Origin of the sequence: Microbacterium gubbeenense DSM 15944, from assembly GCF_000422745.1 — a bacterium.
GTDB classification, from domain to species: domain Bacteria; phylum Actinomycetota; class Actinomycetes; order Actinomycetales; family Microbacteriaceae; genus Microbacterium; species Microbacterium gubbeenense.
Genome location: NZ_AUGQ01000005.1, coordinates 137089 through 158084, shown reverse-complemented (window position 1 = coordinate 158084; position 20996 = coordinate 137089). Strand labels below are relative to the sequence as shown.

Sequence of the window (20996 nt, the reverse complement as noted above, 5' to 3'; positions counted from 1 at the left end):
AGTCCGAGCCACCGGGGGGTTGCGCGAGTGCCAGTACGTCGAGTCCGTCTGACGTCGTCCGGATCAGATCTTGCCGATGTGCTCGGCGCGTCACGGAGCGGCGATGTCGTCGTCATGCCCGAGGGCGTGCACGAGCTCGCCCACACGGCGCTCATCGGCATCGACCTGGTCGGCGAGGGCGATCCCGCGAAGGTCGTCCTGCGCGCGTGCATCGAGGCGCGCGAGACGACGCGCATGTCCAACCTGACCCTGGAGGCTCCGAACTACAGCAACGCCCTGCAGGTGACGACGCCGTCGGGGCGCGCCGAGCTGCACACCGTGACGGTGCGCGCCGAGCCCTCGGGGAAGTATCCGGGCGTGTGGGCGAGCGACGGCGCCGTGCTCATGAGCCAGACCTCGGTCGTCTCGGAGTACGACGCCCGGGGCGTTGTGATCGAGAAGGCCGCCGAGCTCCACGCGTGGACGTCGACGCTGCCGTGCCTGCGCGTCGAGGGCGGCCGCGCGTCGCTGCACGACGTCGAGACGCAGACGATCTTCGCCGGATCCGCCGCGCGCGTCGACGCCGACGGCACGCTCACGGTGCGACTGCCCGACGGCAAGCGGTCGATCGTCGCGACCGCGGAGTCGGTGGTGACGATCGAGCACCTCGTGTCGATCGCGAGCGTGCACGAGGCCCTGTTCGAGGACAGCGTGCTGACGCTCGGTGCGGTCACGGGCGAGCCGTCCGGCGCGATCGAGGTGATCCACAGCGGCTTCGCGAAGGTGACCGTGCCGGAGCGCGGGGCCCGCACGACCGAGCGCGATGCCGACGGCAACGCGGTGGCGCGACCGGCGAAGGAGCTGGTCTGGCACGCAGGAGAGCCGTTCGATGACCTGCGTCCGCTGCTGATGACGGGCGACACGGTCGTCCTCGAGGCCGGAGAGTACGACCTGGGCACGCTCCCGCTCGAGACGCACTTCCGCGGGGCGGGCGCGCACGCGACCCGCGTTCGGGCGAGCTTCTCCGCCGCGGAGGGGATGAACATGACGCTGTCCGACCTCGCGCTCCAAGCGCCGGACGGACAGAACGCGTTCAACATCGGACAGGACGTCACGATCACGCTCACGGGCGTCGAGATCGACGCCGAGGAGACGAACGCGTACCCCAGCGTGTTCCTCAGCGCCGGGGTCGTGACGATGACCGACTGTCAGGTGCGCGGCGAGTCGGTGGCCACCGGCGTGTGCGTGACGAACGGCGCTCGCCTCGAGGCGACCCAGTCGTACGTGAACGACGTCCACGTCGAGAGCGGCGCGCGGGCGACGCTCACGGGCAGCGGCGCAGGCCGCTTGGTCGCGCTCAGCGGCGGCGAGATCGTCTCCGACGATGCGGTCGTGCTGAAGAACGCGCCGCACCCGATGCAAGCCGTGTGCGCGGAGAGCGGCGGGGCGATCCGTGTGGCCACGCTCGCGGTCGACGATGTCGACCCTGTCGGCGTCATCGCGTCTTCGGGGACGATTCGCGTGGCCGAGGTCGTCGCCGGCGACGACGCGGACGTGCGGATCGAGGCCGACGATGAGTCGGACGTTGTGTTCGGCGGGTGGGAACAGACGCAGGTGCAGGTTCCCGGCCGCACTGACGAGGGCGAACCGGGAGCAGGGATTCCGGAGCCGCTCCCGACGGCCGGGGCGGAGGATCCGCTCGCCGAGATCGATCGGCTCACGGGGCTGTCGTCGGTGAAGGCGCAGATCCGTTCGTTCGTGCGCAAGGCGAAGTTCAACCAGCTGCTCAAACAGCAGGGGCGGCCGGTCAACGACGCGGCCATGCACAGCATGTTCCTCGGCAATCCCGGCACGGGGAAGACGACGGTCGCCAAGCTGCTCGGCGAGGCGCTTTTCCAGGCGGGGGCGATCCAGAAGCCCGACGTGCTGCGGGTCGGTCGGCGCGACCTCGTCTCGGACAACCTCGGCGGATCCGCGAAGCTCACGGGCGGCGTCCTCGAGCGCGCCCGCGGCGGCGTGCTGCTCATCGACGAGGCGTACGACCTCTATCAGCGGAACAACAACGAGTTCGCCGAGGAGGCCGTGACGGCGATCCTCGACTTCATGGACGAGAACCGCGACGAGATCATGGTCGTGTTCGCGGGCTACGGCGACCGCATGCAGGATCTGCTGCGCATGAACCCGGGGCTGCCGTCGCGCGTGCCGAACCGGTTCCACTTCGAGGACTACACGCCCGACGAGGTCGCCGAGATCGGGTTCCGCGACATCGAGCGCGATGGGTACGTCGTCGACGAGGATCTGTACCGGCGCGCGATCGCCTCGCACTATCGCCAGACCAACGACGGCGGCAACGCGCGCTGGGTGCGCAACGTCAACGAGAACCTGATCTCGGCGCTCGCCGATCGCGTCGTCGACGAGCTCGAGCGCTGCCCGGAGCGCGCCGCCGACATCGACACGAGCGTGATCACCGACGAGGAGATCCTCGCGGTCACGAGCAGCGGGTCGCACGACGCGGATGCGGTCGAGCAGATCCTCGCGGAGCTCTATGCGCTCACGGGTCTTCAGCCGGTGAAGGATTGGGTGCGCGACCTCATGGCGCAGGCGCAGGTCGACCGCGACATGCGCGATCTCGACCCCCACATCGAGCGGCCGATGTATCACATGGTGTTCACCGGGAGGCCGGGCACGGGCAAGACGACGGTCGCGAAGCTCGTCGCGCGGCTGTTCCACGCGCTCGGGCTGTTGCCGAACGCGACCGTGAAGGTCACCGATCGCGCCAAACTGATCGGCGAGTACATCGGCAGCACCGAGGCCAACGTGACCAAGGTGCTCGACGAGGCGATGGGCGGGGTGCTGTTCATCGACGAGGCCTACCAGCTCTATCGGCCGGACAACCCGCGTGACTACGGGCCCCTCGTGCTCGAGACCCTCGTTCCGCGCCTCACTGACGACAAGGACCGATTCGTCACGATCCTCGCGGGGTACACCGACGCCATGGATCAGCTGCTCACGCACGCGAACGAGGGGCTGCCCTCGCGCTTCCCGCTGCGGATCGAGTTCCCCGACTACACGCCGGAGGAGGTCGCGACGATCGTCATCGCGCGGCTCGGCCGCACGTGGGAGTTCGACGAGGACCAGATGTCGCGGGTCGTCGTCGAGATCTATTCGGCGCTGCCGGCCGACAAGCGCGTGAACGGCCGCTGGGCGGAGCACTTCGCCGCGCGCGTGAAGACCGTGCAGTCGAGGTACCTCGCGGCCCATCGGATCCGCGGGGAGCAGATGCGCGTCATCCCGCCCGACGTCATCGACTCGCTCGTCGACGCGGTAACATAGACGCATGCTCGAATTCCTCGCTGGTGTTGACGTCTTCGCGCTCGAGATGTTCTTCGTGGGCCTGCTCGGTCTCGCGAGTCTGGCCATCGCCTTCGTCTCGGGCTCCGTGCTCGTCAACCTTTTTCGCGGCCAGAAGTAACGACCCCCGCGTGAGGTGGGATGATCCCGCCTTCGCTTGTCGTGCGCCGGATACGCTGGGATCATCATGATCGAGATCCCCACAGACATCCCCGCCGACCTCGTGCCGCTGTCCTGGCTCGTCGGCGTCTGGGAAGGCACCGGCGTCATCGACTACCGAGCTTCCGGCACCCACTACGAGGGCGAGTTCTCGCATCGCGTGAGCTTCAGCCATGACGGCGGCCCGTTTCTGAACTACTCGGCGACCGCGACCCTGCTCGGAACCGACGAGAAACCGGCGCAGCAGCTCACCTCGGAATCGGGGTTCTGGCGGCTCGCGAGGCCCGCGCACGACGCGGCCCCGGGACCCGGTCTCCTGCCGGCGCTCGCCGCGGAGCCGGAGCGCACGGCCGAGGACATCGAGCACCTGCGCACGCCCGAGGGCGGTTTCCCCGTCGAGGTCGCGCTGAGCCACTCGGACGGCGTGCAGGAACTGTACGTCGGCGAAGTCAAGGGACCGCGCATCGATCTCGGAACCGACGCGGTCGTGCGATCCGCCGGCGCGAAGGCCTATGCGGCGGCGACCCGGTTGTACGGGCTCGTCGACGGGCACCTGCTGTGGGCCTGGGACATTGCGGCGCTCGGCCAGAGCCTCGCCTCACACGCGTCCGCGCGCTTAGCGAAGGTGTCATGATGCTCTCTCGAGAAGATCTCATCGCGGACGACGCAGGGGTGGTCCAGCACGCGGGCAACCCCGCGATCGAGCAGCGACGACTTGAAGACGGATCCGCCATCGTCCCGCGCGCCGACCGCGCGGTCATCGAGGTGGCGGGCCCCGAGCGCAAGTCGTGGCTCGACTCGATCACGTCGCAGGCCGTCGGGTCGTTGCAGGCGGGGGAGAGCACCGAGTTGCTCGTGCTGGATCCGCAGGGGCACGTCGAGCACGCGGCCGCCGTCGTCGAGGACGGATCCGCCATGTGGCTGATCGTCGACGCAGGCGACAGCGCGCCGCTGTCCAAGTGGCTCACGATGATGCGCTTCCGCGCGCAGGTCGAGATCCGCGTGCGCGATGACCTTTTCGTCGTCGGCGCGATGCGCGGGGGCGACGCGTTCGATCGCATCGTCGGTGCGGCGATCCGTCCGGCCGACGTTCCCGTCGTGTGGCTGGATCCGTGGGCGCAGGTGACCACCGGAGGGTGGCAGTATGCGGACGCCGCCGAGCACCCCGGTGCCGAGTATGCGTGGGCCGAGGCGATCGTCGAGGACGCGGATCAGCTCGCCGACCTGCCGATCGCGGGCGCGCTCGCCGCGGACGCCCTGCGCATCGCCGCCTGGCGCCCGCGCTGGGCCGCCGAGGTCGACGAGAAGGCGATCCCGCACGAGTTCGACTGGCTGCGCACCGCCGTGCACCTGAACAAGGGCTGCTATCGCGGCCAGGAGACCGTGGCGAAGGTGCACAACCTCGGTCGCCCGCCGCGGCGCCTCGTGATGCTGCACCTCGATGGATCCGAGTCGGTCCTGCCGTCCCGCGGCGACGCCGTGCTCGACGAGGACCGCGAGGTCGGCACGATCACCTCGGCCGCCCGCCACCACGAGCTGGGCCCGATCGCGCTCGCGATCGTCACGCGCCGCACCCCGGCCGACGCCCCGCTTTCGGTGCTCTCGGACGACACGCGGATTCCCGCCGCGCAGGAGACGATCGTGCCGGCCGACGCGGGCCGCGCCGCAGACATCCCCCGCCTGACGCGGCTGTCGAGGCGCAAGCAGGTCGACCCGCCGCAAGCGTAGGCGGGTCGCGTCAGTTGCCACCCGCGACGATGACTTCGACGCCCGCCGTCGCGAGCGCCTCTGCGAGTTCGCCGGTCGGTGCGGCGTCGGTGACGAGGCAGTCGGCGGCTTCGAGGCCATCGATCCGGGCGAAGAGGCGATGGTTGAACTTCGAGCTGTCGGCGAGCACGACCACCGTGTTCGCGTGCTTCATCATCTCGCCCATCATCGCCGAGTCGCCGAGGTTGCTCGTGCTGTAACCCGCAGTGGAGATCGCGCCGATGCCGATCACGGCGGTATCCGCCTGCACATCCATCGCCGGCCCATCCGCGGTCGGTCGGAAGCTCACGGGGCCGGTCGTCGCCTGTGTCACTGTCCTGACGGACCCGCCGAACAGGAATAGCTCGCGAATCGCGGAGGGTGAGACCTCGGCTGGCAGTACGACATTGTTCGTCGCGATCGTGAGGTCGTGATGATCGCGCAGGTGACGCGCGAAGGCCAGAGCCGTCGTGCCGCCATTGACGAACACGACGGAGCCATCCGCGATGAGCTTCGCCGCCTCCGCGCCGATCTGATCCTTCTCCGCCACGCGGATATGCAGGCGCACTCCGAGGCCCTGGTCGGGAGGTGTCCCCAGGTCGTTGCTCACGGCGCCGCCGTGTGTGCGAATCAGCCGGCCCTCAGCGTTGAGTCGGTCGAGATCTCGCCGCACGGTATCGATCGATACGGAGAACTCTTCGGATAGCTCCGCGACCGTCACCTGCCCGTGTGCGGCGACGTATGCGGCGAGGTCTGCCTTGCGGCCTGCCGGAAGTTGCCGGTCCTTGCGTCTGTCTCCTGATGTCTCTCGCGAGGTCATGCAACCCTCCATGAAATTATTGCTGTTTCTTGCCGTAACATGCACGGTCTTCGCGTTCAGCCTACTTGACAATCCGAGATCAAGGGTGTTTCATGCAAGGACTGGCGAAAAACAGCAACTAGTAGCAAACTATTGCAATTCACTGGATGGGCAAAGGAGCTCACATGACTCACAAACGGAAGATCTTTGCGGGGATGTCGGCGATCGCTGCGGCCTCCCTTGTTCTCACCGGATGCGGTGGCGGTGGAGGAGGCGACGTCGACGCCGATGGAAACGTCGTGATCGAACTCGCTCAGTGGTGGGAGCCCGAGCTGCCCGACGGTGCGCTGCGCGGCCTGATGGATCAATTCGAAGAGCAGAATCCGGGCATCAAGGTCGAGCTGCTCAGCGGCCCCTACGCGTCCACCCGGGAACAGCTCGTCACGGGCGCTGCGTCCGGCACCATGCCCGACGTCGTCGGTCTCGACGGAGCGTGGGTCAACGACTTTGCGAAGCAGGGCGCGATCGCCGATCTGTCCGCGCTCATGACCGAGCACGATTACGACGACAGCCAGCTCGCGTCGCAGGTTGAGGTAGACGGCTCCACGTATATGGTTCCGGCCGTCAACTTCGTCTACCCCCTGTACACGAACGACGCGCTCCTCGCCGATGCCGGCGTCGATGCGCCGCCATCGAACCGAACCGAGTTCGCCGATGCGGCGCGCGCGATCACCGAGGCAGGCGACGCGGCGGGAACGGCCATGCCGCTCTCGCTCGAAACTCCGAGCGGCGTGCAGAACCAAGTCATGTCCTGGCTGTGGGCATCCGGCGGATCGATGCTGAAGGACGGCAAGCCGGACCTGACCAACGATGGCGTGACCGAGACGATCGAGTACTTCGACGATTTGTACCAGGACGGAGTCTTCGCGCCGGGCGCCTTCACCATGAAGGAGCAGGACATGGTTGAGGAGTTCACGAACGGCCGTGTCGGCATGATGGTCGACTCGCTCGCGCATCTCACGATGATCCGGGAGTCGAACCCCGACCTCGAGTTCAGCATCAGCGCGCTTCCCGCAGAGGACGGGTACGACGGCAAGCGGGGCATTCCTTACGCCTCGTGGGGCCTCGGAGTCTCGGAGAGCTCGGAGCACAAGGCCGAGGCGTGGAAGCTGTTCGAGTTCCTCATGAGTGAAGACGCGAACGCCGAGCTCGCGTCGATGGCGAAGGCCTTCCCGGGCAACCTCGATTCGGTGCCCGATTTCGTCGACGACGACGAGCTCATGTCCCAGGCGTTCGACATCTACCAGGCGGGGTACCCGGCGAACGAGTTCACCGGACTCCCCGTCGCGGAAGACCTGATGCGCCAGATGAACGAGCAGTTCCAGTCGATGCTCGAGGGGAACCTCACGGTCGACGAGATGCTCGACACGACGCAAGAATCCTGGTCGGCGGAGTTCTGAGCGATGTCGATGGTTTCTGAACGCCGGGGGCGAGCGGCATCGCCCGCCCCCGGCGGCGCCTCTCGCCGACACAGAACCGGCGCGCCGGGAGTGCGGCGCACTGAGCCGTTCCTCTACGTCGGGCTCACCGTCATCCTCATCGGGGTACTCCTCGTCATCCCGGTCGTGACGGTCATCGGCTATTCGCTGTTCGACAACGTCATCACGAACCCGAACCCGGAGTTCGTCGGCCTCGCGCACTACGCCGATCTGTTGACGGACAAGGGGTTCTACACCTCCGTCATGAACACCCTGATCTTCACGACCGTGAGCGTCGCGGCCCACCTCGTCATCGGGCTCGTGTTCGCGCTGCTTCTGAACTCGCCTCTGGTCAGTCGGTCGACGACGGCGATCTATCGCACGATATACGTGTTGCCGTGGCTGTTCACGGTCGCGATCGTCGCCGTGCTGTGGCGGTTGCTGCTGAACCCGAACGGTGTGATCAACTACCTGCTCTCGTTCGTCGGCGTCGGCGCGACGGAATGGCTGAGCGACCCGTCCCTCGCCCTCGGCACCGTCACCTTCATCAATATCTGGGCGGGCTACCCCTTCTTCATGGTCAGCCTGTTGGCGGGCCTGCAGGGGATCTCGGCTGATCTGTACGAGGCGGCGCGCGTCGACGGCGCGAACGCGTGGCAGCGATTCACGGCTGTGACGCTTCCCAACCTCAAGCCCGTCATCATCAGCATGTCGCTGCTCGATCTCATCTGGACATCGCAGCAGTTCGCGCTGATCTGGATGACGACGGGCGGCGGTCCGATCGATGCGACCGAGCTCGTGAGCACGTACACCTACAAACTTGCCTTCACGAAGTACGAGTTCGGTGCCGCTTCGACGGCAGCCGTCGTCGTGCTGGTGCTCTCGATGATCCTCGCCGTGCTGTACGTGCGGCATCAGCGGGCGAAGGAGTAACGCATGTCTCTCACCGATGCACCCGTCTCGACGCAGACGCTCGTGACGACGAAGCGCGTACAGCGCCGCCCCGTCACGCCGGGCGGCCGACGTCGCACCGCGAAGATCCTCACTGTCGTCGGCCTGTTCCTGGGAGCGCTGTTCGCGGGTCTGCCGGTTCTGTGGATGCTGTCGAGTTCGTTCAAATCGAACACGCAGATCTTCGAGAACCCACCGCGGCTGATCACCGAGACCTTCAGCCTCGACGCGTACGTGACGATCTTCACGGATCCCGAGAAGATGCGATTCTTCTTCAATAGTTACGTCGTCGCACTGTCGGTCGTCATCTGCACGCTGTTCGTCGCAATCCTCACCGCGTATGCGTTCAGCCGGTTCGACTTCCGCGGCAAACAGATCCTCAACGTCGTCATCATCAGCGTGCAGGCCGTCCCGCCGATTACGCTTCTGATCCCGTACTTCGGGTTGATCGTGCTGCTGGGGCTCTACGACTCGTATCCCGGGCTGATCCTCACGTACATGGTGTTCACGCTGCCCTACGCGATCATCATGATGACCGGCTACTTCAACTCCCTCCCGCGAGAGCTGGACGAGGCCGTGCGCGTCGACGGCGGTGGCAGCTGGACGGCCCTCTGGCGGATTCTTGTGCCCGTCGCGACGCCGGGAATCGTCTCTGTCGGCATGTACACCTTCATGCTCGCGTGGAATGAATACCTGTTCGCCCTCACGCTGACGCGAACCGTTGAGATGCGCACTGTGCCGATCGGCATTCAGCTGCTCATGGGGCAGCACTCGTACGAGTGGAACGAAATGATGGCGATGAGCGTCGTCGGCTGCGTTCCCGTCCTGGTGCTGTTCCTCTTCTTCCAGCGCTATTTCATCGGCGGTCTCACCACCGGATCCGTCAAAAGCTGACGAAAAACCACCCCTTCAAAGGAGAAAATCCAGTGCTCATTTCCGGACACGACCTGCTCGACGTCGCCCACCAGAACAGCTTCGCGATCCCGGCGTTCAACGTCGCGGATTACCACATGTTCAACGGACTCATCGAGATCAGCGAGAAGAAGAACTCGCCGGTGATCATCGCCATTCACCCGAACGAGGTCAACCTCCTCGGCTTCGATACCCTCCGCGCGATCCGCGAACGGCTGCACCGTTCGCCGGTTCCCGCCTCGATCCACTGGGACCACGGCGCCACGGCCGATCAGATGGTTGCCGCGATCCAGGGCGGGTTCACCTCGGTGATGCTCGATGCCTCGGCTGAGGCATTCGATGAGAACATCGCGCAGACCGGCCGCGCCGTCGAGATCGCTCATGCGGTCGGAGTCTCGGTCGAGGGCGAGCTGGGCACCATCGGCAAAATGGAATCGGCCGACGGCGGAATCATCTACACGGATCCGTCTGACGCTGTCACGTTCGTCGAGCGCACGGGCGTGGACTCGCTCGCCGTCGCCATCGGAACGCGTCACGGCATCTATCCCTCGAACATCACCCCGAAACTGAAGCTCGATCTGCTGCGCGAGATCAAGGCAGCGGTCGGCATCCCTCTCGTACTGCACGGTGGATCGAACAACCCCGATGACGAGATCGGCGAGGCGGCCCGCAGCGGTGTGAACAAGATCAACATCTCGAGCGACATCAAGGTCGCGTTCTTCGACAAGGTGCGCGAGGTGCTTCAGGACACCAGCCTGCGGGAGCCCGACGCGATCATGCCTCCGGCGGTCGAGGCGATGCAAGCGGTCGCCTCGCAGAAGATCGACCTGTTCGGCGCAGCGGGCAAGGCCGATCTGTATCGGACCCCTGCCGCGTACAAGGTCGACCTGTTCGGAACAGGAAAGGGCGAGACATACTGATGACCTCAACCGTTCCCGTCGGGGGCGACGTTCGCACCGTCGCTCCTGGCGAGATCGTTCTCGGGCTTCAGGGCACCGTCGATTACGAGATCGAGTGGGACAGATCGGTGATCGATGCGCTCGTGGTCGAGTATTCGATCGACGATTCCGAGATCGATCCCCGCGTGCCGATCACCGACGAGCGGTCGCTGCTCGTCGCCCTGCTGGGGTTCCTCGCGACGGGAGAGGGCGGGGAACGACACGTGGAATCGTCCGCGATCGTCGAGCAGTTCGCTGCCCGTTTTCCCCGCGAGATCACGCTCGGCGGCACGTGCGTGCGTGCGGCGCTCGTGCTCAGACGGCTCGGGATCCCCTCACTGCTGCACCTCGTGAGCACCGACGAGAACGTGCGCCGATTGCTGCCTGCCGACTGCGAAGCGATCACGAGCGCGACCGACGACACGCTGGATCCGCACCTCATCATCCAGTTCCGCCCTGGCGACGGCGCGCGGGTGGGCGCGACGGAACTCATCGCTACGGAGGCGAACCGCGTCATCGTCGCGAACGACCCGCCCGCCGAGAACCTCGTGCTCAGCAGAGAGCTGGGCGATCGGGTCGCGACGGCTCGGGTGTTCCTCGTCTCGGGGTTCAACACGATCAACGACCCGGCGGTGCTGCGCGCGCGGCTCGATGAGATCCGCGCCGTCAGCTCGCGCATTCCCGTCGACGGCCTCGTCGTCTACGAGGACGCGGGATTCCACGACCGTTCGCACCAGCCCACCGTTTCCGACGCGATCGGGCCAGTCGCCGATGTCTTCAGCCTCAATGAGGATGAGCTGCAAGCGCGGCTGGGGCGCAGGTTCGACCTCCTCGATGCACACGAAGCGACTGCTGCTGTGAAGGAGCTGCGCGCGCAGGTTCCCGATCCGACGCTCGTGGTGCATACCCGCTACTGGACGATCGTGCTGACCACGCCCGCGCGGCTTGCCGATCTCGACTCTGTGACGGCCGCTGCCGATGCCGGCAACGCGACCGCCGCCGGACGGTACGCATTCGGCGACGCGGTCACGGCCGCCGACATCACGCGGATCACCGCAGGGCCACGTCAAACGGGGAGCACGACGTTCGCGCGTGACGCCGAGCACCTTCTCGGTGAGTTCGGTCGTTGTCTGCCGGGCTTCCAGATCGAGGCAGCGCACCCGACGACGATCGGACTCGGTGATACGTTCATCGGAGGTCTGATCGGGGCGCTCGCACAGCGCGGGGAACCCTCCGTCGAGCAGGAGACGAACCAATGACGAACCAGATGCTCGCACCGATCCTGCTCGGTCCGAACCAGCCGCCTGCGCGCGCTTATCGCGGCGGGGCCGGCATCCGCGAACTGCGCGGCGAGGGATCCGCCGATGCGCACACCCCCGAGGACTTCGTCGCGTCGACGACGTGCACGTTCGGATCCGACATCGTCGGGCTCTCCCACCTGCCGGATGGCGAGCTCTTGCGCGACGCGATCGCGGCGGCTCCCGAAGCCTGGCTGGGGGAGGAGCACGTCGCACGCTTCGGCACCGACACGGCGCTGCTCGTCAAGCTGTTGCACACGGGCGAGCGCCTGTTCAACCACGCCCACCCGGATGCCGCGTTCGCCGCCGCGCACCTCGGCGTCGCGCGCGGCAAGACCGAGTCGTGGATCATCACCGCGACGGGAGAGCGCGCCACGGCCGATGTCTGGCTCGGCTGGAATCGCGACGTCTCAGCGGCCGAGCTCGCCGACTGGTTCGACCAGCAGGACACGGATGGCATGCTCGCGGCGATGAACCACGTCGAGGTGCGCGCCGGCGACGTCGTGCACGTGCCGGCGGGCACGCCGCACTCGATCGGCGAGGACATCATGCTCGTCGAGCTGCAGGAGCCGGTCGACCTGTCGATCATCCTCGAATACGCCCCGTTCCCCGCGCTCGATCGCGCGATGGCGCTGCTCGGTCTGACGCCGGACACGGCTCTTCGCGCCGTCGATACGCGGCGCGCGGATCCGGAATCTTTCCTATCCCGCGTTGCGGACGGATCCTTTCTGCCGCGCGCGGCGGATCCGTTCTACCGCGCGGAGCGGATGCGCGGCGGCTCCGTGCTGGACCCGGGCTTCAGCGTGCTGGTCGTGCTCGACGGATCCGGGACGCTCGGCGGAGCGCCCATCTCGCGCGGCGCGACGGCGGTGATTCCTTACGGTGCAGGCGCGGTGGCCCTCGACGGCGACCTCGTCGCGATCCGATGCCGCCCGCCGAAACCGGCCCCGGTAAGCTGATCCCATGACGCACACCCTGATCCTGCTCCGCCACGGGCAGAGCGACTGGAATGAACGAAACCTCTTCACGGGATGGGTCGATGTGCGGCTCACCGAGAAGGGGCGCGCCGAGGCGAAGCGCGGCGGCGAGCTGCTCGCCGAACAGGGCGTTCTGCCCGACGTGCTGCACTCCTCGGTCCTGAGCCGCGCGATCCAGACCGCGAACATCGCGCTCGACTCGGCCGACCGGCTGTGGATTCCGGTGAAGCGCTCGTGGCGCCTCAACGAGCGCCACTACGGCGCGCTGCAGGGCAAGGACAAGGCGCAGACCCTCGAGGAGTTCGGCGAGGAGAAGTTCATGGAGTGGCGTCGCTCGTTCGACGTGCCGCCGCCCGAGATCGCGGCCGACGATGAGTTCGCCCAGACGGACGATCCGCGCTATGTCGGCATCGACGGCGAGCTGCCCGCGACCGAGTCGCTGTCGCTCGTGATCGATCGCATGCTGCCGTACTGGGAGAGCGAGATCGTGCCCGACCTGAAGGCGGGCAAGACGGTTCTCGTCGCCGCGCACGGCAACTCGCTGCGCGGCCTCGTGAAGCACCTCGACGGCATCAGCGACGAAGACATCGCGAGCCTGAACATCCCCACGGGGATCCCGCTCGTCTACGAGCTCGATGACGACATGCGCCCGACCGGCCCCGGCCGCTACCTCGACCCCGAGGCCGCCGCTGCCGGCGCCGCCGCGGTCGCCTCGCAGGGCAAGAAGTAACAACGTAGAAAGGCGGGTGGGATCAGCTGATCCCACCCGCCTTTTCGTCTGCCTACTCGACGATCTCGATCTCGGGCGAGTCGTCGACACCCGACCAGTCGCCCGTGGCGAGGTACTGCACCTTCTTCGCGACGGAGACCGCGTGGTCGGCGAAGCGCTCGTGGTAGCGGCTCGCGAGCGTCGCGTCGACCGCGTGGGGGATCTCGCCCTTGAACGACTCGCCGAGCACGCGCTCGTACACCGAGGCGTGCAGTTCGTCGATGTCGTCGTCGGTGTCGCGGATGTGGTTCGCGTACTTCAGATCTTGCGTGCGCAGCAGCTTCGTCAGGGTGCGCGCCACCTCGACATCGAGCACGCCCATCTTCTTGAACGTCGACTTCAGCCCCTGCGGAATCGCGCGCTCGGGGTAGCGCGAGCGCACGAGCTGAGCGATGTGGTCGGCGAGGTCGCCCATGCGCTCGAGCGACGCGCTGACGCGCAGCGCGCTGACGATCACGCGCAGGTCGTGCGCGACGGGCTGCTGCATCGCGAGCGTCGCGATCGCGATCTCGTCGGTCGTGAGCACGAGCTCGTCGATCGTGATGTCGTTCGCGATGACCTCCTCCGCGAGCGCGACGTCTCCCGTGGCGAACGCCTGGGTCGCCTTCTCGATGGCCTCGGCCACCAGCTCGGAGATCTCAACGAGTCGGCTCTGGATCTCTTCGAGGGTGTCGTGGAACACTTCACGCATTGTGGGCGCCCTTCTGGTCATGACGTGGGAATTCGTGTGACGCATCAGCATCGCGCACAGTCACGTCAATTCTGTCGAGCCCAGGTTAACGACGGGTGGAACCTTCGTGAACAACGGGCCGCGCGAATGCCCTATTCAGCGGATTCGTCCGTTGCGGCATCTCAGATGACTTTACTCTGGAGACATGTCCCCGTTGCTTCTCGCCCTTTTCGTGGGGATAGTGATCGGCGCAGGCCTCACGGTCGTGATCGTCGTCGCGCTGCGCATCCGGGCCCGGGCGATCGCGGAGGCGAACCCGCGGATCCCGGATGAGGTCACCTCGATCCTCGATGTGCTCGAGGACGCCGCGATCATCACGGATCCATCCGGCAACGTGCTCGCCACGTCGCTGTCGTCGACGTGGGTCGGCGCGCGCGTCGGTCAGCGCATCGGGCAGGACGAGCTGCGGGAACTGATGAAGCAGGCGCGCGTCACGGGCAAGAGCGAGCGGCAGACGATGCGGATCCGCGCGGGTCGGCTGACGCGTGAGTCGCGCCTTGTCATCGCCCGCGGAGCGCAGCTCGGACAGGGCCTCATCATCATCTTCGTGCGCGACATCTCCGCGCAGGAGCGCGTGCAGCAGATGCGGCAGGACTTCATCCAGAACACGAGCCACGAGCTGAAGACACCGGTCGGGGCGATCTCGCTGCTCGCTGAGGCGCTCGAGATCGCGGCCGACGACCCGGAGCAGGTGCGCCGGTTCTCCGGTCGGGTATCGGCCGAGGCCGGCCGCTTGGGGCAGCTGACGAGCAGGATCATGAACCTGTCGCGGCTGCAGGCGACGGACGACCTGATCAACGTGGCGGACATTCCCGTCGACGAGCTCATCGCGCGCACGGTCGAGGCCCACCAGACGACGGCCGACGGCGCGGGCGTCGAGCTGGTCGCGCGCGGCGCCCGCGGGGTCCATGTGCGCGGCGACATGCTCGTGCTCATCGAGGCGCTCGGCAACCTCGTCTCCAACGCGATCGCGTACTCGCCGGAGGGATCCCACGTCGGAATCGGCGTGAAAGAAGACGACGGCGCCGTCGAGATCGCCGTCACCGACCAGGGGATCGGCATCTCGGAGGACGACCAGCGGCGCATCTTCGAGCGGTTCTACCGCGCGGACCAGGCGCGCTCGCGCCACACCGGCGGAACCGGGCTCGGGCTGTCGATCGTGAAGCACGCGATCCATCGCCACGACGGCGAGGTGCGGCTATGGTCACGAGAGGGGAGCGGATCGACTTTCACGATCCGCCTGCCCGTCGCGGAGCCGCCGACCGGGACGATCAAGATGAAGAAGACGAAGATCGGGCGCGCCGCGAAGCTGAGCGCGCAAGGAGAGGAAGATTTTGCATGACGCGCGTTCTGCTCGTTGAAGATGAACCCGACCTCGCGGATCCGCTCGCGTACCTGCTGCAGCGGGAGGGCTTTGAGATCGAGATCGCGGACGACGGCGAAAAGGCGCTGCGCATGTTCCGCGAGCAGGGTGCCGACGTGATCCTGCTCGATCTGATGCTCCCCGGGATCCCCGGGACCGAGGTGTGCCGCCAGGTGCGCGCCACGAGCCAGGTGCCGATCGTGATGCTGACCGCGAAGGACAGCGAAGTGGATATCGTCGTCGGGCTGGAGCTCGGCGCCGACGACTACGTCACGAAGCCGTATTCGTCGCGCGAGCTGCTCGCCCGCATGCGCGCCGTGCTGCGGCGATCGTCGGCGGGCGAAGGCGACCTCGAGGAGCACGTGCTCGAGGGCGGGCGCGTGACTCTCGACATCGATCGCCACACGATCGCGGTCGACGGCGAGCAGATCAATATGCCGCTCAAGGAGTTCGAGCTCCTCGAGCTGCTGATGCGCAACACGGGGCGGGTGCTGACTCGCGGCCAGCTCATCGACCGGGTGTGGGGATCTGACTACTTCGGCGACACCAAGACGCTCGACGTGCACATCAAGCGGATCCGTTCGCGGATCGAGGAGGCGCCCTCCGCGCCGCAGATGCTCGTCACCGTGCGCGGCCTCGGCTACCGCTTCGAGGGTTGAGCGCAAAAAAGTGGGGATCCCCGTCGGGATCCCCACTTTTTTGTGGCCGGCTTACTCGCCGTGCCGCTCGACCTCGGCCACCGGCGCGCACGCCTCGGCGTTGTCGGCGGAGTCATTCGGCGCGAGCGCGGCGTACTCGGTGAGGCAGTTGTTCAGCACCGGAACCTCGATCTCCACGGCCTCGGCATCGCCCGGCTGGAAGAACATGCTGATGGTCGAGCCGGGCATCGCGTCGAGGCTCGAGATGCGCTCGGGCTCGTCGGCGCCGCCGAGGCTGACCGTCTCGCCCGCGGGAACATCGATCGATGCGTCTCCGTTGCCCCAGTCGACCGACAGCGTCTGCGCCGAGTCGCTCGTGTTGGCGAGGACCGCAATGAGGTTGCCCTCCGCGCCGTCCTGGTCGGCGATGACGAGGGCGTTGCGCACCTCGAGGCCGGGGCCCTCGAACGACGGAAGGTTCACACCGTCAGAGGCGGTGTATTCGAACGTCGTGGCCTGAGTCGTGACCATGTTGCAACCGGTCGCGGTCATGAGCACGAGGCCGGCAGCGGCGAGGGACGCGGTGATGCGCGATTTCACGGATCCTCCAGAATGGTGCGGGGCCGCGCGTAATGCGGGCGCGTCCATCCTATCGGCTGTCGCTGAGTGCCCGAAGCACGCCGCGACGAGGCGACGGAGCGGAATCCTAGTACAAATGCGGCTGTGGTAAACTAGGTAACGCTGGGAAGGACGTAATCCATATGCTTTTTGAGGTCGGCGAGACTGTCGTTTACCCCCATCATGGGGCCGCAACCATCACCGAAGTTAAGACACGAGTCATTAAGGGCGAGGAGAAAACGTACCTCAAGCTCAACGTGACGCAGGGAGGCCTCGTCATCGAGGTGCCTGCTGACAACATTGATCTCGTCGGAGTTCGCGACGTTATCGATGAGAGCGGGCTGCAGGAAGTGTACGACGTGCTGAAGGCGCCGTTCACGGAAGAGCCCACGAACTGGTCGCGCCGGTACAAGGCCAACCTGGAGAAGCTCGCCTCGGGCGATGTCATCAAGGTGAGCGAGGTCGTCCGCGACCTCTGGCGCCGTGACCAGGACCGCGGCCTGTCGGCAGGCGAGAAGCGCATGCTGGCGAAGGCTCGTCAGGTTCTCGAATCCGAGGTCGCGCTTGCGAAGGACTTCAGCGAGGAAGAAGCGGGTGAGCTCCTGAACCAGAAGCTCGCCGAGGGCTGATCCCAAAGCGCTGTCGTAGCCGCCCCGCACCGTCAATGGTGCGGGGCGGCTACGTTTATTACCGTGACTTCCACACGAATCGACACTGCGATCATCGTCGTTGCGGCGGGCAACGGCATCCGCCTCGGCGCGGGGGCGCCGAAGGCGTTCGTCGGTATCGACGAGTACTCGATCCTCGCGCACTGCCTGCGCGGCGTCTTCCGTGCAGATCCGATGCAGGTGATTGTCGTCGCTCCGGCCGATCGCGTGGGTGAGGCGCTCGCCGTCGCGCACGCCGAGGCGGGGGAGCGGGGCGACCGGGTCACGGTCGTCGCGGGCGGAGCCAACCGTCAGGACTCGGTGGCGGCGGGGCTGTCGCGGGTGTGGCCGACGGTCAAGGTCGTGCTGGTGCACGATGCCGCACGCGCGCTGACCCCGCCCGACGTCATCGACGGCGTCGCGCGCGTGGTGCGCGAGACCGGGCATGCCGTGATCCCCGCGCTCGATGTCATCGACACGATCAAGCGGGTCGACGGATCGCGGATCACGGGCGTCGTCGACCGGGCCGAGCTCGCGGCCGCGCAGACGCCGCAGGGTTTTCGGCGCGATGTTCTGGTCGCCGCCTACGAGCGGGCGACAGAGGAGTTCACCGACGACGCGGCGCTCGTCGCCGATGCAGGGCACGACGTGATCCGTGTGGCGGGGTCGGAGCTCGGGTTCAAGATCACGAGGCCCGACGATCTCGCGCGGGCGCGAGAGGTGATTCGCCGAGCGCCTGAGAATTCGGCGGCCACCGGTCGGAATCCGGAAAATCGTCAGCATCTCGCCGAATTCTCAGGCCCTCGGCAACCGCGCGTCGGCGTCGGCACCGACGTGCACGCGTACGGCGGCGACGGATCCCTGTGGCTCGCGGGCCTCGAATGGCCGGGCGAGCAGGCGCTGTCGGGGCACTCGGACGGCGACGCCGTGGCGCACGCGATGGTCGATGCGGTGCTGAACGCCGCCGGACTCGGCGACATCGGCACGCACTTCGGTACCGACCGCCCCGAGTTCGCGGGCGCGCACGCCGATGCGTTCCTCAGCGAGACGGTGCGGATCCTCGCCGCCGCGGGCTGGGCGGTCGGCAACGTTTCAGTGCAAATCCAGGCATCGCGCCCGCGCTTCTCCTCGCGCCGGACGGAGGCCGAGCAGGCCCTCGCCGCGGCGCTCGGCGCCCCCGTTTCAGTCTCGGCGACGACGACCGACGGCCTCGGCTTCACCGGCCGCGCAGAGGGTGTGCAGGTCTTCGCCGTGGCCCTCGTCGTCCCGACAGCGCGGCGAGGCATCGCCGATAAGCTGGGAGGGTGAGCATGCGGCTGTACGACTCGCGCGCCCGGGCGCTGCGCGACTTCACCCCGATCGACGAGACGAACGTCACGATGTACGTCTGCGGGCCGACGGTGCAGTCGGGCCCCCACATCGGGCACCTCCGCGCCGCGCTCGCCTTCGACGTGCTGCGCCGCTGGCTCGAGCACCGATTCGGGCGCGTCACTTTCGTGCGCAACGTCACCGACATCGACGACAAGGTGCTGCAGAACGCGACTCCCGACGAGCCGTGGTGGGCGCTCGCGTACCGCATGGAGCGCGAGTTCACCGCGGTCAACGACGCGATCGGGATCCTCGCTCCCACATACGAGCCCCGCGCGACCGCGTCTATCCCGCAGATGCACGAGTTCATCGAGCGGCTGATCGAGCGCGGGCACGCGTACGAATCCAACGGAGACGTGTACTTCGACGTGCGCTCCTGGGCCGCGTACGGCACGCTGACGCATCAGGACATCGACGCGATGGATTCCGACCCCGACGCGGATCCGCGCGGCAAGAGGGATCCGCACGACTTCGCGCTCTGGAAGGCCGCCAAGGAGGGCGAACCGGCCGACGCGAGCTGGGCGTCGCCGTGGGGCGAGGGTCGCCCGGGCTGGCACATCGAGTGCTCCGCGATGTCGCACCGCTACCTCGGCGGCTCCTTCGACATCCACGGCGGCGGCCTCGACCTGCGCTTCCCGCACCACGAGAACGAGCTCGCGCAATCGGCGGCGGCGGGGGATCCGTTCGCGCAGTATTGGGTGCACAACGGGCTCGTCACGGTCGATGGGCAGAAGATGTCGAAGTCGCTCGGCAACTTCACGCTCGCTCGCGACCTGCTCGAGGCCCACCCGGCGCGCGTCGTTCGCTACGCGCTCGCCGCGGCGCACTACCGCTCGAATCTCGATGTCTCGGATCAGGCGATCGCCGAGGCGGCCGCAGCGCTCGAGCGAATCGACGGTTTCGCCCAGCGCGCCCAGCGCGCCGTCGGATCCGCCCCACCGAACATTCCCGATGCCTTCCGCGATGCGATGGACGACGACCTCGGCGTTCCGCAGGCGCTCGCGGTCGTTCACGAGACGGTGCGCGCGGGCAACGTCGCACTGGAGCGCGGCGAATCCGCCGATATCCGCGGCGCGTTCTCAGCCGTATCGGGCATGATGGGCGTGCTCGGCTTCCCGCTCGCGGCGAACGGATCCGCGCGGGGCGCAGACGCACAGGCCCTCGCGACGATCATCGGTTCCCTCATCTCGCAGCGGGCCGAGGCACGTGCGGCGAAGGACTGGGCGGCAGCAGACAGGATCCGCGATCTGTTCGCGGACGCGGGCGTCGCACTCGAGGACACCCCCGACGGAACAATTTGGAGCATCGATGGCTAAGCCAGGACGGCCCGGCGCGGCAAAGGGCAAGAAGAGCGCGACCAAGGGGTCGGGCGGTAAGAACAAGCGCAGCCTGACGGGCCGCGGACCGACGCCGAAGGCCGAGGATCGCACCTATCACAAGGCGCACAAGCGCAAGGAGCTCGCTGAGCGCAGCGCCGCGAAGCACCCGAAGCGTCAGCAGCAGGGTCCGCGCCGCCGCCCGAACGACGACAACGAGTACGTCACGGGGCGCAACAGCGTGCTCGAGGCGCTGCGCACGAACATCCCCGCCACGGCGCTCTACATCGCGCAGCGGATCGAGATGGACGACCGCGTCAAGGAGATGCTGACGCTCGCGCACAAGAACAACCTGCCGATGCTCGAGGTCACGCGCCCCGAGCTCGACCGCATGGCGGGCTTCGACGGCGTGCACCAGGGCGTCGCGCTCAAGGTTCCGCCGTACGAGTACGCGCACCCGCAGGATCTGCTCGAGCAGATCATCGATCGCGGCCAGACGCCGCTGCTCGTCGCGCTCGACGGCGTGACGGATCCGCGCAACCTCGGCGCGATCATCCGCTCGACGGCCGCGTTCGGCGGGCAGGGCGTCATCGTCCCGCAGCGTCGCTCGGCCGGCCTGAACTCCGCCGCGTGGAAGACGAGCGCGGGCGCCGCGGCGCGGATCCCGGTGGCGATGGCCCCGAACCTCACGCAGGTGCTGAAGGACCTCAAGAAGCAGGGCGTGTTCGTGCTCGGTCTCGACGGCGGCGGCGAGGTCGAGATGCCGAACATCGAGCTGTCGGACCGCCCGCTCGTCGTCGTGATCGGCAGCGAGGGCGAGGGCCTGTCGCGCCTCGTGACCGAGACGTGCGACCAGATCGTGTCGATTCCGATCTCGGACGCGGCCGAGTCGCTCAACGCCGGCATCGCCGCGTCGGTCGCGCTCTATCAGATCTCGACGCTGCGCGCGGCCTGACGAA

The 20996-nt window shown here is 67.3% G+C and carries 20 protein-coding genes; 17 read left to right on the top strand and 3 right to left on the bottom strand.

From position 1 onward, the window contains the following. Window positions 1–78: 78 nt before the first annotated feature. From G510_RS17415 to ygfZ, 4 genes are all read left to right on the top strand, one after another. Complete coding sequence (locus G510_RS17415; RefSeq protein ID WP_051216339.1) at window positions 79–3312, top strand: AAA family ATPase; 3234 nt, start codon at window positions 79–81, stop codon at window positions 3310–3312. A 4-nt stretch (window positions 3313–3316) separates the two neighbouring features. After that, the gene (locus tag G510_RS18985) at window positions 3317–3451 is read left to right on the top strand and encodes a hypothetical protein (protein ID WP_029152651.1); all 135 of its coding nucleotides are present in this window, start codon (window positions 3317–3319) and stop codon (window positions 3449–3451) included. A 66-nt stretch (window positions 3452–3517) separates the two neighbouring features. After that, a complete protein-coding gene (locus G510_RS0104480; protein ID WP_029152650.1) occupies window positions 3518–4123 on the top strand; it encodes a nitrobindin family protein in 606 nt (201 codons plus the stop codon). After that, window positions 4123–5217 carry a CAF17-like 4Fe-4S cluster assembly/insertion protein YgfZ gene (ygfZ, locus tag G510_RS15360; RefSeq protein ID WP_036321986.1) on the top strand — a complete coding sequence of 365 codons (1095 nt, stop codon included), beginning with the start codon at window positions 4123–4125 and terminating at the stop codon, window positions 5215–5217. The genes G510_RS0104480 and ygfZ overlap by 1 nt, the downstream gene beginning before the upstream one ends. A gap of 10 nt (window positions 5218–5227) precedes the next feature. On the opposite strand, the gene G510_RS0104470 is transcribed toward ygfZ, so the two are convergent. Beyond that, entirely contained in the window at window positions 5228–6055 is an 828-nt protein-coding gene (locus G510_RS0104470; RefSeq protein ID WP_029152649.1) for a DeoR/GlpR family DNA-binding transcription regulator, read from the bottom strand. Window positions 6056–6219: 164 nt separating this feature from the next. On the opposite strand from G510_RS0104470, the gene G510_RS0104465 reads away from it, so the two are divergent. The 7 genes from G510_RS0104465 to G510_RS0104435 all read left to right on the top strand — a co-directional run bounded on the left by G510_RS0104465 (window position 6220) and on the right by G510_RS0104435 (window position 13318). Next, the gene (locus tag G510_RS0104465; RefSeq protein ID WP_051216337.1) at window positions 6220–7494 is read left to right on the top strand and encodes an ABC transporter substrate-binding protein; all 1275 of its coding nucleotides are present in this window, start codon (window positions 6220–6222) and stop codon (window positions 7492–7494) included. Between the two features lie 90 nt (window positions 7495–7584). Next, window positions 7585–8445, top strand: a complete 861-nt coding sequence (locus tag G510_RS0104460; protein WP_051216335.1) for a carbohydrate ABC transporter permease — start codon at window positions 7585–7587, stop codon at window positions 8443–8445. A 3-nt stretch (window positions 8446–8448) separates the two neighbouring features. After that, window positions 8449–9357 carry a carbohydrate ABC transporter permease gene (locus tag G510_RS0104455; protein ID WP_084644195.1) on the top strand — a complete coding sequence of 303 codons (909 nt, stop codon included), beginning with the start codon at window positions 8449–8451 and terminating at the stop codon, window positions 9355–9357. Window positions 9358–9389: 32 nt separating this feature from the next. After that, on the top strand, window positions 9390–10295 hold the full coding sequence (locus tag G510_RS15355) for a ketose-bisphosphate aldolase (RefSeq protein WP_051216333.1): 906 nt from the start codon (window positions 9390–9392) through the stop codon (window positions 10293–10295). After that, window positions 10295–11572: an ADP-dependent glucokinase/phosphofructokinase gene (locus tag G510_RS15350; RefSeq protein ID WP_051216331.1), complete on the top strand. Its 1278-nt coding sequence runs from the start codon at window positions 10295–10297 to the stop codon at window positions 11570–11572. Before G510_RS15355 ends, G510_RS15350 begins: the two co-directional genes overlap by 1 nt. Then, window positions 11569–12570 (top strand): cupin domain-containing protein, encoded by a 1002-nt coding sequence (locus tag G510_RS0104440; RefSeq protein ID WP_029152645.1) that lies wholly within the window; start codon window positions 11569–11571, stop codon window positions 12568–12570. Before G510_RS15350 ends, G510_RS0104440 begins: the two co-directional genes overlap by 4 nt. Window positions 12571–12574: 4 nt before the next feature. Beyond that, complete coding sequence (locus G510_RS0104435; RefSeq protein WP_029152644.1) at window positions 12575–13318, top strand: phosphoglyceromutase; 744 nt, start codon at window positions 12575–12577, stop codon at window positions 13316–13318. Window positions 13319–13370: 52 nt separating this feature from the next. Here the strand turns inward: G510_RS0104435 and phoU are convergent, their stop codons facing one another. Beyond that, window positions 13371–14048: a phosphate signaling complex protein PhoU gene (phoU, locus tag G510_RS0104430; RefSeq protein ID WP_029152643.1), complete on the bottom strand. Its 678-nt coding sequence runs from the start codon at window positions 14046–14048 to the stop codon at window positions 13371–13373. Window positions 14049–14232: 184 nt separating this feature from the next. Here phoU and G510_RS0104425 point away from each other — a divergent pair, with 184 nt between their 5' ends. Both G510_RS0104425 and G510_RS0104420 read left to right on the top strand, forming a co-directional pair. After that, window positions 14233–15429 (top strand): sensor histidine kinase, encoded by a 1197-nt coding sequence (locus G510_RS0104425; RefSeq protein WP_029152642.1) that lies wholly within the window; start codon window positions 14233–14235, stop codon window positions 15427–15429. After that, entirely contained in the window at window positions 15426–16109 is a 684-nt protein-coding gene (locus G510_RS0104420) for a response regulator transcription factor (protein ID WP_029152641.1), read from the top strand. Before G510_RS0104425 ends, G510_RS0104420 begins: the two co-directional genes overlap by 4 nt. 51 nt (window positions 16110–16160) lie before the next feature. Here the strand turns inward: G510_RS0104420 and G510_RS15345 are convergent, their stop codons facing one another. Beyond that, window positions 16161–16688, bottom strand: coding sequence for a hypothetical protein (locus G510_RS15345; RefSeq protein ID WP_051216329.1), 528 nt, complete (start codon window positions 16686–16688; stop codon window positions 16161–16163). A 161-nt stretch (window positions 16689–16849) separates the two neighbouring features. On the opposite strand from G510_RS15345, the gene G510_RS0104410 reads away from it, so the two are divergent. The 4 genes from G510_RS0104410 to rlmB all read left to right on the top strand — a co-directional run bounded on the left by G510_RS0104410 (window position 16850) and on the right by rlmB (window position 20992). Next, window positions 16850–17335, top strand: a complete 486-nt coding sequence (locus G510_RS0104410) for a CarD family transcriptional regulator (RefSeq protein ID WP_029152640.1) — start codon at window positions 16850–16852, stop codon at window positions 17333–17335. A gap of 63 nt (window positions 17336–17398) precedes the next feature. Then, on the top strand, window positions 17399–18661 hold the full coding sequence (gene ispD / locus G510_RS15340) for a 2-C-methyl-D-erythritol 4-phosphate cytidylyltransferase (RefSeq protein ID WP_425411285.1): 1263 nt from the start codon (window positions 17399–17401) through the stop codon (window positions 18659–18661). Continuing rightward, window positions 18658–20037, top strand: coding sequence for a cysteine--tRNA ligase (gene cysS, locus G510_RS0104400; protein WP_029152639.1), 1380 nt, complete (start codon window positions 18658–18660; stop codon window positions 20035–20037). The genes ispD and cysS overlap by 4 nt, the downstream gene beginning before the upstream one ends. Then, a complete protein-coding gene (rlmB, locus tag G510_RS0104395; RefSeq protein ID WP_029152638.1) occupies window positions 20030–20992 on the top strand; it encodes a 23S rRNA (guanosine(2251)-2'-O)-methyltransferase RlmB in 963 nt (320 codons plus the stop codon). The genes cysS and rlmB overlap by 8 nt, the downstream gene beginning before the upstream one ends. The last annotated feature ends 4 nt before the right edge of the window (window positions 20993–20996 follow it).

Excerpts from the sequence above, each read along its gene's own strand:
- G510_RS18985 (WP_029152651.1), top strand. The coding sequence starts at position 3,317 with ATGCTCGAATTCCTCGCTGGTGTTGACGTCTTCGCGCTCGAGATGTTC.
- G510_RS0104455 (WP_084644195.1), top strand. The coding sequence starts at position 8,449 with ATGTCTCTCACCGATGCACCCGTCTCGACGCAGACGCTCGTGACGACG.
- G510_RS0104440 (WP_029152645.1), top strand. The coding sequence starts at position 11,569 with ATGACGAACCAGATGCTCGCACCGATCCTGCTCGGTCCGAACCAGCCG.
- G510_RS0104435 (WP_029152644.1), top strand. The coding sequence starts at position 12,575 with ATGACGCACACCCTGATCCTGCTCCGCCACGGGCAGAGCGACTGGAAT.
- G510_RS0104465 (WP_051216337.1), top strand. The coding sequence starts at position 6,220 with ATGACTCACAAACGGAAGATCTTTGCGGGGATGTCGGCGATCGCTGCG.
- rlmB (WP_029152638.1), top strand. The coding sequence starts at position 20,030 with ATGGCTAAGCCAGGACGGCCCGGCGCGGCAAAGGGCAAGAAGAGCGCG.
- ygfZ (WP_036321986.1), top strand. The coding sequence starts at position 4,123 with ATGCTCTCTCGAGAAGATCTCATCGCGGACGACGCAGGGGTGGTCCAG.
- phoU (WP_029152643.1), bottom strand. The coding sequence starts at position 14,048 with ATGCGTGAAGTGTTCCACGACACCCTCGAAGAGATCCAGAGCCGACTC.
- G510_RS0104470 (WP_029152649.1), bottom strand. The coding sequence starts at position 6,055 with ATGACCTCGCGAGAGACATCAGGAGACAGACGCAAGGACCGGCAACTT.
- G510_RS0104410 (WP_029152640.1), top strand. The coding sequence starts at position 16,850 with ATGCTTTTTGAGGTCGGCGAGACTGTCGTTTACCCCCATCATGGGGCC.
- G510_RS0104420 (WP_029152641.1), top strand. The coding sequence starts at position 15,426 with ATGACGCGCGTTCTGCTCGTTGAAGATGAACCCGACCTCGCGGATCCG.
- G510_RS0104425 (WP_029152642.1), top strand. The coding sequence starts at position 14,233 with ATGTCCCCGTTGCTTCTCGCCCTTTTCGTGGGGATAGTGATCGGCGCA.
- G510_RS0104480 (WP_029152650.1), top strand. The coding sequence starts at position 3,518 with ATGATCGAGATCCCCACAGACATCCCCGCCGACCTCGTGCCGCTGTCC.
- G510_RS15350 (WP_051216331.1), top strand. The coding sequence starts at position 10,295 with ATGACCTCAACCGTTCCCGTCGGGGGCGACGTTCGCACCGTCGCTCCT.